Source organism: Pseudomonas sp. IT-P260 (genome assembly GCF_949768395.1).
Taxonomy (GTDB): domain Bacteria; phylum Pseudomonadota; class Gammaproteobacteria; order Pseudomonadales; family Pseudomonadaceae; genus Aquipseudomonas; species Aquipseudomonas parakoreensis.
In genome coordinates this window covers 150,887-161,258 of record NZ_CATKPO010000039.1, presented here as the reverse complement: position 1 = coordinate 161,258, position 10,372 = coordinate 150,887, and the positions used below count along the sequence as shown (strand labels likewise).

General features: G+C 59.4%; 10 protein-coding genes. 3 read left to right on the top strand and 7 right to left on the bottom strand.

Annotated features, from left to right (window positions below; translation table 11 throughout):
• Position 1: 1 nt before the first annotated feature.
• From ACM6HV_RS17245 to ACM6HV_RS17225, 5 genes are all read right to left on the bottom strand, one after another.
• Positions 2 to 496 (bottom strand): CS1 type fimbrial major subunit, encoded by a 495-nt coding sequence (locus tag ACM6HV_RS17245; protein ID WP_414904838.1) that lies wholly within the window; start codon positions 494 to 496, stop codon positions 2 to 4.
• A gap of 59 nt (positions 497 to 555) precedes the next feature.
• Positions 556 to 1,296 carry a molecular chaperone gene (locus ACM6HV_RS17240; RefSeq protein WP_414904837.1) on the bottom strand — a complete coding sequence of 247 codons (741 nt, stop codon included), beginning with the start codon at positions 1,294 to 1,296 and terminating at the stop codon, positions 556 to 558.
• Positions 1,297 to 1,355: 59 nt separating this feature from the next.
• Entirely contained in the window at positions 1,356 to 2,621 is a 1,266-nt protein-coding gene (locus ACM6HV_RS17235; protein ID WP_414904836.1) for a hypothetical protein, read from the bottom strand.
• Entirely contained in the window at positions 2,622 to 5,144 is a 2,523-nt protein-coding gene (locus tag ACM6HV_RS17230) for a CS1-pili formation C-terminal domain-containing protein (RefSeq protein WP_414904835.1), read from the bottom strand.
• Positions 5,145 to 5,257: 113 nt separating this feature from the next.
• On the bottom strand, positions 5,258 to 5,734 hold the full coding sequence (locus ACM6HV_RS17225) for a CS1 type fimbrial major subunit (protein WP_174376817.1): 477 nt from the start codon (positions 5,732 to 5,734) through the stop codon (positions 5,258 to 5,260).
• A gap of 516 nt (positions 5,735 to 6,250) precedes the next feature.
• On the opposite strand from ACM6HV_RS17225, the gene ACM6HV_RS17220 reads away from it, so the two are divergent.
• Positions 6,251 to 6,832, top strand: coding sequence for a PadR family transcriptional regulator (locus tag ACM6HV_RS17220; protein ID WP_041068268.1), 582 nt, complete (start codon positions 6,251 to 6,253; stop codon positions 6,830 to 6,832).
• A complete protein-coding gene (locus tag ACM6HV_RS17215) occupies positions 6,829 to 7,617 on the top strand; it encodes a siderophore-interacting protein (protein ID WP_414904834.1) in 789 nt (262 codons plus the stop codon). The genes ACM6HV_RS17220 and ACM6HV_RS17215 overlap by 4 nt, the downstream gene beginning before the upstream one ends.
• 173 nt (positions 7,618 to 7,790) lie before the next feature.
• On the opposite strand, the gene ACM6HV_RS17210 is transcribed toward ACM6HV_RS17215, so the two are convergent.
• Both ACM6HV_RS17210 and ACM6HV_RS17205 read right to left on the bottom strand, forming a co-directional pair.
• On the bottom strand, positions 7,791 to 8,429 hold the full coding sequence (locus tag ACM6HV_RS17210) for a Pr6Pr family membrane protein (RefSeq protein ID WP_414904833.1): 639 nt from the start codon (positions 8,427 to 8,429) through the stop codon (positions 7,791 to 7,793).
• Position 8,430: 1 nt separating this feature from the next.
• Positions 8,431 to 8,661, bottom strand: a complete 231-nt coding sequence (locus tag ACM6HV_RS17205) for a VF530 family DNA-binding protein (protein ID WP_041068262.1) — start codon at positions 8,659 to 8,661, stop codon at positions 8,431 to 8,433.
• A gap of 300 nt (positions 8,662 to 8,961) precedes the next feature.
• Here ACM6HV_RS17205 and ACM6HV_RS17200 point away from each other — a divergent pair, with 300 nt between their 5' ends.
• Positions 8,962 to 10,323, top strand: coding sequence for a carbohydrate porin (locus tag ACM6HV_RS17200; RefSeq protein WP_414904832.1), 1,362 nt, complete (start codon positions 8,962 to 8,964; stop codon positions 10,321 to 10,323).
• Positions 10,324 to 10,372 lie beyond the last annotated feature (49 nt).

Here is a 10,372-nt window from a genome sequence, read left to right as displayed (position 1 = left end):
CTTAGACACCCGAGGGAGGCGTGGCACTGAAGATCAGTTGTACGGTGCCATGGTACGTCCCGGGTTTATAGCCATCGGCGGGTACCTTCGGCTGGATCTCCAGTGCAAAGCGCCCGCCTTTACTGGCCTGAGCCGCCGAAACCACTTCCCGGGGGGTGGGGTCATGGCTCAACGGCTGACCATTGAAACTGACCTGCAAAAAGATAGCGTCCCGCCCGTTGAACAGATAGGGCTCGGCGTCCAGCCGCGCTTCGATTGCGCTGGTGCTGTGTTTGACATCGAAATTCTTGCGCAGCCCCTGCAAGGTCGAGGTATGAATATTCCACGGCAGCGTCTGTTGCAGGTGAATCCAATTGGCTTCGGCGGGAAGCACATAGAAGTCCAGAGTCGGTATATCCACCGACACCTCGAACGTGTGCGCTTCCCTGGCCGCGAACGCTTGCGCACTTGCCAGCGCCATAACGCTGCACAAAGCGATGGTCGATTGCTTGATCATGTCAGCTACCTGTTGCGTCGAAAAAGCGGCAGGGCGAATCCCTCTTTTGCCGCCGCGGGTTACTGGCTGGCGACGCGCAGCGTTTTTCTGGCTGCACCTTCGACCAGGTTGAAACGGTATTCCCGGCCCGGTTTCTTCTCGAATTCGAACGACTTGCCGGCCAGAAGGTGGTGCTTGGTTGTCGGTTCGCATTCGGTCTCTTTCTTTTGTGAGCAGTTGCGAAACTCATCGATCACCACCGTATTGCCGTTGTTACGCAGCCGATAAACCCCGGCACTGTCATCGATGACCGTGTCGAATCGAGCGTTATTTGGCCGGACAAAGAACACCGTGCCAAACCCGGTCATGACATTGACGCCGGCCGAGAGGTTTTCCTTGTAAGCCTCGCGCTCTTCGCTGGACACGGCGAACTGGTCTTCCTTTTCCGGGACCACCGGCACAAAGCGCACCCGGAAATAGCGCTCGGTATCGCGCTTGCCCATCAGCACCAGACGGGTGGCCTGCATGCCATTGGCCGGCACAATCAACCGCGCCGGACTGGCCATCAGTCCATCACGGCTGCTGCCATCGGCTTGCTGCCTGACCGGGACTTCGCGGTGACTGCCATCAGCGTCGTAAATGATCTCGAGAATGTTGACCTTGACGAATGCGGTGCCGTCGCCGCTGTTGAATACCCGCTTGAGATAGGTGCTCTTGTCGCTGTCGAGGTAGTCGTAGACCGTTCCGACATTGATTTGTGGCCCGGCCTGAACACCTGCGCAACACAGGCTCAACCCCAGTAAAACCCATAGACCTTTCATACCTTTGAACCTCGTGAAGTTGAACATGGCGCTGGCACGCCTCATCGATCTACGGCCCATCAAATGTCCGAATCCCAGATCACCGTGATATTGCCGACGTAGGTGCCACCCACCCCGGGTATCAATATGATCGGCAGAACATATTCCGGGATTTCAAAGTGCAGGACGCCGGCGCCTCTATCCACATAAAAACCGGGCTGGAACTGTTGCGCGCTGGCTTGGCCGACACGCAGACGACGGCGGTTGACCGGTTGGCCGGAAAGGTCAGTCAACCCATTGGGCAACGTGACGCTGACCCGTACTTCGATGTAGTTGTCTGCCGAAGCCGGGTTTTGAATCACACATTCGAGCAGCCCGCGGGAGTCGCATTCCAGGTGCATCTTGAAACGCGATGAGGCCGAAATATGAAAAGGCTGATCGCGAAACAGTCGCACCGGTTTGCGTCCGGCCTGCAACCAGCTTTGCCAGCCACCGGCAGGCACCAGGCGAATTTTTTCGCCGCCCGGCGGAATGTCGACTTTCAAGGTGTGCTGAACTTCCAGGTTGAAATCCAGCGTCAGCTCGGTGTCATCAGGAATCATCACGTCGCCGAAATCGAAATCGCCTCTTGGTCCCATGCTGTATCTCAACGTACCGGTGTAATTGCCGGACGACATTTTCAGCGGGTCGGGTGTCCGTAATTCGTAGGCAAAATCGAGGTAGCCGTAAGTCATTCCGGGGATGTTGAACTGAGCAATTTTGACGCAGGAACGTTCATCGGGAACCTTCCAGAAAAAAGCGTAGGTTGACGCCCCGAGAAAGCCCACTCCGGTGGTGCCACAGGGAGGCGCCGGATTGACCCAGCCGTAGCCGTGCCACAGGCGGTTGTGCCCCTCACTTGCGCTTGAGGAGCCCGTCAGACTGGCCGCTGAATGACTCAGCACATAGTTGGACCCCACACCTGAGATACGCACTTCCAGATTGCGGGTTTCGCCGGTTTCGGTATGGCTGACGGTCAAGGTGCGCCATGCCCCCGGCACTTTGAACATCGCACTGTTGCGCTGGCTGGCATTGGCCTGAATGGGCTGACTGGACTGCACCTGAGTCATCAGCCGCAGGCTGAAGGTATTGCTGTCGCGGCAGATTTGCGGGTAATACTCGCAGTACCCGGTTGAAGGTGTCTGGTTGATGAACTCGTTTTTCTGCGGGTTGGCCGGATCGGGTTTGAACAACGCTCTGATTTCCAGTGACGCCGCCTCAACGGGCGGTGCCGCCAACAACCCCAGCAGACACAACCACTGGCCACGGCGCAGCCAGCCCGACGCGCATTTTTTGAAGCTGACCATTCAACTGGCCTCCTGTCGTATGAACGAGACGTCGGCCAATGTGTCGGGTGAGCAGCGCAGATCGCCGATCATCAGCACGTTGCTTTCACTGCGGTGTTTGTCGGTATCGAGCCGGAACTGGCACAACAACTGGTCGGCGTAGCGCACTTCCAGGGTCGGTGAGCCAACATGCATTTCCATCGAAAAGAACCCGTCGACCTCGCTCACCCCACGGCTGGCGTGGTTGATCACGTGGTGGCCCTTGAGCGGCCGGCCCTGCGGATCGAGCAAGCGTCCAAGCACGGTCACGGTTTTCATCACGCGCACCTTGCGGTACTCCACGCCGCCCTTGTTCAGGTGGTAGCGGGTGCGTGCCGGTTCGATATTCGCGGCGGGGGCGTGATTGCCTTCGAAGTCAAAGCTCACCGAGCTGTTCTTGTAGGCGGTCAACGGGATGAAATTGCGCCCCACCCGCAACGCCGCGCTGCCTGCGCCGAGATCGTCGGCACGCAAGGCAATGTCGTCGATGTCTGACTCGACATCGACGATCATCCCGGCGCCACGCCCCAGATGCTGGCTGGTCATGACCAGTTGCTGGCCTCCCATGACAATCGTGCTGTCGAGATTGAGGCCGCCAGTGAAGTTGCCGTTGTAGGACGAGCGCTGAAGAAAGCCGTCGCCATTGACCTGATCGGTGCGAAAGTTGGCCAGACTCGCCAGGCCGACACCGTACGTGTCGGTCAGCGCGGTGACCGACACGCTTTGCAGTACATGGTCCTGCAGGTCTTTGCGATAGCCGAACGAGCCGTTGTTGTCGCGGCTGCCATCACGGGCGGTACGGCTGCCGATACTGGCGGACAATTGCTGGCTCGGCCCGCCCAGCGCCATGTTGATACTCAGGTCGATCCCGCGATTGCGTGCATCGCCGCTGCTGTAACTGCCCGGCCGATCGAACAGCGACAGGCGCCAATTGGCGTCGCTGCCAAACAGTTCGGTGCGTTGCGTCCAGCCCAGGTCCATGCCCACGCCTTCGACGTTACCTTCGCTGTGCGAGACCCGCGCACTCAGAGAATTCTTGCGACTGATGCGGTGGTTGAGTGCCAGCGACGAGTTGCTGGTTTCGCCGGTGAACACGTTGCGCTGGCGTACGCGGGTGCCATCGGGCAGCGTGTCGTAGGTGTTGCGGGTGTCGAGCCAGCTGCGGTTGTGGCTGACCACCAGGCTGCCGGCGCCGTAGTTGTACAAGCCCTGCACATCGGCGCCGGTGCCGTGATCTTCGGTCTGGTAAAGGTTGGCGTAGAGGCTGATGCTGTCCGCCAGGCTCCAATCGATCGAGCTGCCGTACTGCAACGTGTCGCGGACCTGACGCGCCGACAGGCCGAGGATCACTCGCGGATGCAACAAATAGTTGAGCGCGGCGCCGGCGGTGAGATCGCCGCTTTGCTGTTGCTCCCAATTGCTCAGCAGTTTGCTTTCCTGCCCGGCGAACACGTTGTAGCGCCAGCGCTCGTCGAGGTTTTGCCAGTTGACCGGTTTGTAGACCAGCTCCTGAGTGGTCGAGGTGGTCTGGCCATCCTCGATCAGACGCACTTCCACCTCATAAATGCCACCGGGCAGCGGCCGGGTGTCGAGGGTCTGCAGACCGGCAGTGACTGACTGGGTGTTGATCAACAGTCCATCGCGATAGATCTCCACCGATGCCTGGCGATTGGCCGTGACGAAAATCGGGTAGACGCTGGGCCGCGGGCTTTCGACCGCCAGACTGTCGGAGCTGCCATACATCACGCCGACCGCCGTGTCCGGGCTGGTGCCGAACGAACGGGGCTGGCGGGTCAGGCCTTCGGAATTGGGGGTGAAATAGCCCAGACGGAAAAAGCTGCCCTGCAGTTCGCGCTGGGTGTAGAGCTCGTGCACCGCGTGATAGGTCTTGGTGTCCGGCCCGCCGAGGCGCGCCAGTTGCATATTGAAGGACTGGCTCCAGTTGCCGAGACTGGCACTGGCTTCCAGACCGAAACGTCCGCCCAGATCCTGATCCTGGCCGCCGTTGAGGTTCAGCTGATTGCGCAACATCAAGCCGTGGCTGCCACCTTCCGGCTGATCATGAAAACGCTGGACCTGCAGATCGCGCTCGGCGTTTGCAGTGGCGATCGACAGCAGCGAGTTTTGCAGGTTGTAGTGCAACTCCAGCAATTGCTCGGGGCACTGTCCGCTGCATTTGCCGAGGGCCACACCGGGTTTGAGAATGCTGGCCCACGTTTGCTGTTCGATCGCGCTGAAACGGCTGTCACTGGTGTCGGTGAAGTCGAGCAAGGTAATGCGATCATCGCGCGACAACACAATCATTGCCTCGCCCAGCGGTTGTTGATCAAGTTCGACACGAACCGCCAAAGGCACATCAAAGAAATGCTCTTCGAAGTCCGCAGGTAGACCTTTCGCCTGAGCCAGCAAACTTCGCGGGGTATTATCGACTGGAGGCGGCGCCGCCAGTACGCTGCTGCTCAAAAGCAACGCAAGCGCAGCCGCGATGGGCGTCATCGGATACATGAATTAATACTCTGATTACCGAAAGTAAAAGCCCGGCCGGGCAACTTGCAAGTTGCAAATCGCCGACCGGTTACGCCACTTGAACAAGTAACGTCAGGTATTGCCGTTATTACTTACACCGAAGGTTCGACGACCAGCATGACCACACCGGTGTAGTCGCCAGCGGCCGGTTTGGCACCGGTGGCGCTGATCTTGAACGGTGCGCGATAACGGGTATTGGACTCGGTATCACCCACCACTTCCTGCGAAGTGGTGGTCAGTGTCTTGCCGTTGAGTTCAACCTTCAGATCGATGGTCTGGTTGCCGGCGATGAGCTTCGGCACGCCTTCCAGACGCGCATGAACCTTGCCTGCGGTATGCAGCACATCGAAGTGGCCGTTGACTTCGCGCATCGAAGCGGTCGCCGGGTTGTAGCTCATGTCCTGATCCTTGTTGACCAGATCGGCATCCACCGGCACCGCATAGAAGTCGTCAGCCGGAACGTGCGCCACGATGCTGATCGAGTGCTTGGCTTCGGTCGCGGCAAACGCCATCGAGGCGCTCATGGCCAATACAGTCAGAGGGGCGGCAAAGGCGAGTTTCTTGAACATCATTGAATACCTGTCTTATATAAATTAGTTGAGTCGTCGACCCGTCAAGGCGAACAGAACAGTCACGAGCAGTCCGTATTCACCGTTAACTTTCAACGCCGAAGCATGTTCAACCAATTTATCTTCAAAGTAAGCAGGCAACGTCCTGCGACCTTGTAGCCTGGACGCCATTAGATGAGAAAGAAAAAACCACGAAATTCAGGAAAGTTCCTGTACGACTGTAAGATACAGGCTACAGCGCGCCACCCGAGTGACTGTACGCGCCACAACTTTTCAGCAACTTCCGTCAGACATGTACGACACTTTGCCGGAAATAAAGGGCGAAACAGAACATTAGAGACTCAGCACTAATCTGCGCCTTTGTCGGGGGATTTAATACTGCGTTTTCTTGATCATTTTCCGGTTTTTTTTGGCCGCAGATTCGATCGATCAGGTGTGCACCGTTGGTCAGGCCCCCTTGCATGAGCAATAAGATATATCTTAAGTTGTATCTAAACACGACGAGAGAGAAGGAAAATGAGAGACCATCATGCCCCCCATCACCACCGCGAACACGGCGACGGCCGTGACGGCTTCGAAAAACGCCCCGGCCGTGAACGCGGCGGACGCGGCCCACGGGTGTTCGCCCCGGGCGACCTGAAATTGTTACTGCTGGCGCTGATCGCCGAACAGCCCTGCCACGGCTACGACCTGATCCGCCAGATCGAAGGCATGTTCGACGGCGCCTACAGCCCAAGCCCCGGGGTGATCTACCCGACCCTGACTTTCCTCGAAGAAAGCGACCTGATCAGTGGCGACGCCGAGGCCGGCAAAAAACGCTACAGCGTGACCGACACCGGTCGTCTGTCGTTAAGCGAGCAAGCCGTCGCACTGGACGGTGTGCGCATGCGCATCGACGTCAGCAAACGTTCGTTGCGCGGCCATGACCGGCCGCCGGAAATCCACGAGGCCGTGCACAACCTGCGCCATGCCCTGCAAATGCACCACGGGCGCTGGAGCGCCGAAGAAATCCTGCGTGTGCGAGACCTGCTCAACGACACCGCCAAAGCCATCGTCGACGGCCCCGCCGTTCAATCTGCCCCGGAGAAAGCCGAATGACTGCAGTCGATACCCAAACCATTCACCGCGTGATGCACAACATCAAACGCCGCAAGCTCGAAGTGCTGCGCGTGGTCGACCTGACCCCGCGCATGCGCCGCATCACCCTCGGCGGCCCGGAGCTGGCCGGGTTCATCAGCCTGGGCACCGACGATCACGTCAAACTGCTGTTCCCGCAGAACGCCGAACAGGCTGCTGCGCTGGAGACCATGGTGCTCGGCGCGGGCAAGGACAATGGCCCGATGCCCGAGATGCGCGACTACACCCCGCGTCGCTATGACCTGGAAAAACTCGAGCTGGACATCGACTTCGTCCTGCACGGCGATGGCCCTGCCTCGACTTGGGCCGAACAGGCCCAGCCTGGGCAATTCCTGCACATCGGCGGCCCGCGCGGCTCGATGATCGTGCCGGACATCTTCGACAGCTACCTGCTGATCGGCGACGAAACCGCCCTGCCCGCCATCGCCCGGCGCCTCGAAGGTCTGGCGGCCAATCGCAAGGCGCTGGTGGTGATCGAAGTGGAGAACGGTGCCGAGCAACAGGTGCTGGAGAGCGCGGCGCAGGTCAACGTGATCTGGGTGCTGCGCGAGGGTGGCAAGGACAACCTGCTGACCACCGTCAAACAGTTGCAGGTGCCCAAGGGCAATCTGTATGCGTGGGTGGCGACCGAGACCAAAGTCTCGCGGCAGATCCGTCGGGTGCTGCTGGATGAGCATGGGCTCAATGAACAGTTCGTCAAAGCCGTGGGCTACTGGCGGGCCGAGGGCACACCCCAAGAAGAGTGACGTTCACTTCACTGTGAAGATGAACACCTTTGTGGCGAGGGAGCTTGCTCCCGCTCGGCTGCGAAGCAGTCGCAAAACTTGTGATCGCGATGTGCCTGACGCAACTTGTTGTCCGGGTTCAGGGTTGCTTCGCAACCCAGCGGGAGCAAGCTCCCTCGCCACAGGTTTACACGCTATTTTTCAGCCTCACGCCAGCGATCCAGGCCGAGCACCAGCAAGCCAATCAGCACAAACCCCACCAATATCCCTCCGGCATTGATGAACACCTGTGCATAACCCAGCAGCGCCACATCAATGAACGGATACGCATACGCACCGAGCAGATGCCCGCGCAGCAACGCGTAAATGAAATACACCAACGGGTAAATCAGCCACAGCGGCAGGTGCCACAGGCGCAACGTGCCTTTGGGTACGCAAAACCACCAGTAGCCGAGAAACAGCAGCGGCATCACGTCGTGCAGCAGTTCGTCAGCGATAAACTGCCAGCCCTGCGGATGCCACAAATGCCGCAGCAGAATGCTGTAGGCGAGACCGACCACGGCGATGCTCACGGCAATCCCGCTGCTGACCCACGGCTGCAGAAACCAGCGTTGCGCAGCGGATTCACGCCGGGTAACCGCACAGGTCAGCACGCTCGCCACCAAGGTATTGGTCAATACAGTGAAGTAACTGAAGAAGCTCACCAGCCCGCCCAGCAGACTGGCGTCGACACTCAGCCGTGCGAGGAAAATCAGGTACAGCTGAATGCTCAGCCCGGCCCAACCGAGGCTGGCGATGACCGTGATCAGGCGTCGCCGCATAACGGCGTCCATCTCAGAGCGGTCGCTTGGTGCGCATCAGCTTCACGTACAAGCGCTCGACCTTCTCCCGTGCCCAAGGCGTTTTGCGCAGGAACGTCAGGCTCGACTTGATGCTCGGATCGCTCTTGAAGCAGCGGATATCGATACGCTCGGCCAACCCCGACCACTCGTAGTGCGCCACCAGCGCATTGAGGATCTGTTCGAGGGTGACGCCATGCAGCGGATCAGGAGAGTGGTCGTTCATGCCAAGCCTTTGGACGGAGTGAAAATGCACAAGCCGCGCACCTTAGCCGAGGGGCCGGTCAGGTGGAAGGCCTTGGATCAAATGTAGGCCAACCCGAGAAGATCGCAGCCTGCAGCCATCGCCACAATGCGCCCGTTTGCCGCACTGTTACCGAATCAGAAACGCTGCATGTCTGCAAAAGCCCTTTGTCTTTTTGTTACAGATCATTATCCTGCCGCCCTTCAGCTGAATCGCTTCACTGCCTGCGTCAAATTGAAGCGCTCGGTTTACCCCCAGAAAACATCCAAAAAAGACTGATCCATGCCTGATTTTTCCTTCTCCCGAGACAGCGCTATCTCAGCCCTGCGCCTGCTCGGCGGCTGCACCGCGCTCGGCTTCGCCACCTGTGCCCTGGCGGCTCCCGCCTTCGACAGCGACTCACCGTGGATGCTCGGTGACTGGAACGGCACCCGTAGCGAACTCGCGGAAAAAGGCTACGACTTCAAACTCGATTACACCGGCGAAATGGGCAGCAACCTGCACGGCGGCTACGACCACGATCGCACCGCGCGTTACAGCGATCAGTTCGGTCTGGGCACACACCTGGACCTGCAAAAAATCCTCGGCTGGGACGATGCCGAATTTCAGTTGACCCTCACCAAGCGCAGCGGCAACAACATCAGCAACGACCGGATCAACGATCCCCGCGTGGGCGGCTTCACTTCGGCCCAGGAAGTCTGGGGCCGTGGCCAGACCACACGCCTGACGCAGATGTGGTACCAGCAGAAATTCTTCGATCAGAAGCTCGACATCAAGGTCGGCCGTTTCGGTGAAGGCGAAGACTTCAACAGCTTCCCGTGCGACTTCCAGAACCTGGCGTTCTGCGGCTCGCAGGTCGGCAACTGGGTCGGCGGCATCTGGTACAACTGGCCAGTCAGCCAGTGGGCGCTGCGGGTCAAATATCACCTGACCCCAGAGTTGTACGCGCAGGTCGGCGCTTACGAGCAGAACCCGTCGAACCTCGATCGCGGCAACGGTTTCAAACTCAGCGGCAGCGGCACCCAGGGCGCCGTGCTGCCGGTGGAGCTGGTGTGGACCCCGAAGCTCAATGGCCTGCCGGGCGAATACCGCGCCGGTTACTACTACAGCAGCGCCAAGGCCTCTGACGTCTATAAAGACCAGAACGGCCAGCCTGCCGCGCTGAGCGGCGAAGCCTACCGCAGCGCGTCGAGCAAACACGGCGTGTGGTTCGGCGCGCAGCAGCAAGTCACCAGCATTGCCAACGATCATTCGCGCGGCTTGAGCGTGTTCGCCAACGCGACGATGCATGACAAGAAAACCAACGTGATCGACAACTACGTGCAGGCCGGCGTCGTCTACAAAGGCCCGTTCGATGCCCGCGCCAAGGATGACATCGGTTTCGCCCTGGCCCGCGTGCACGTCAACCCGGCCTTCCGCAAAAACGCCGAAGCGAGCAATCAGGCGCAGGCGGTCTATGACTACGACGACCCGTCCTTCCTGCCACCGCAGGACACCGAATACAGCGCCGAACTGTATTACGGCGTGCACCTTGCCAACTGGCTGACCGTGCGCCCGAACCTGCAATACATCCGCCATCCGGGCGGCGTGAACGACGTCGATGACGCGCTGATCGCGGGGATCAAGATCCAGTCGTCGTTCTAAAGCACACCGAAATACTCAATGTGGGAGCGAGCCTGCTCGCGAAGGCGTC

Bases quoted from the DNA above. Each gene is read 5' to 3' on its own strand.
- ACM6HV_RS17220 (WP_041068268.1), top strand. From the start codon at position 6,251: ATGAGAGACCATCATGCCCCCCATCACCACCGCGAACACGGCGACGGC.
- ACM6HV_RS17215 (WP_414904834.1), top strand. From the start codon at position 6,829: ATGACTGCAGTCGATACCCAAACCATTCACCGCGTGATGCACAACATC.
- ACM6HV_RS17210 (WP_414904833.1), bottom strand. From the start codon at position 8,429: ATGGACGCCGTTATGCGGCGACGCCTGATCACGGTCATCGCCAGCCTC.
- ACM6HV_RS17225 (WP_174376817.1), bottom strand. From the start codon at position 5,734: ATGTTCAAGAAACTCGCCTTTGCCGCCCCTCTGACTGTATTGGCCATG.
- ACM6HV_RS17235 (WP_414904836.1), bottom strand. From the start codon at position 2,621: ATGGTCAGCTTCAAAAAATGCGCGTCGGGCTGGCTGCGCCGTGGCCAG.
- ACM6HV_RS17205 (WP_041068262.1), bottom strand. From the start codon at position 8,661: ATGAACGACCACTCTCCTGATCCGCTGCATGGCGTCACCCTCGAACAG.
- ACM6HV_RS17245 (WP_414904838.1), bottom strand. From the start codon at position 496: ATGATCAAGCAATCGACCATCGCTTTGTGCAGCGTTATGGCGCTGGCA.
- ACM6HV_RS17200 (WP_414904832.1), top strand. From the start codon at position 8,962: ATGCCTGATTTTTCCTTCTCCCGAGACAGCGCTATCTCAGCCCTGCGC.
- ACM6HV_RS17230 (WP_414904835.1), bottom strand. From the start codon at position 5,144: ATGTATCCGATGACGCCCATCGCGGCTGCGCTTGCGTTGCTTTTGAGC.
- ACM6HV_RS17240 (WP_414904837.1), bottom strand. From the start codon at position 1,296: ATGAAAGGTCTATGGGTTTTACTGGGGTTGAGCCTGTGTTGCGCAGGT.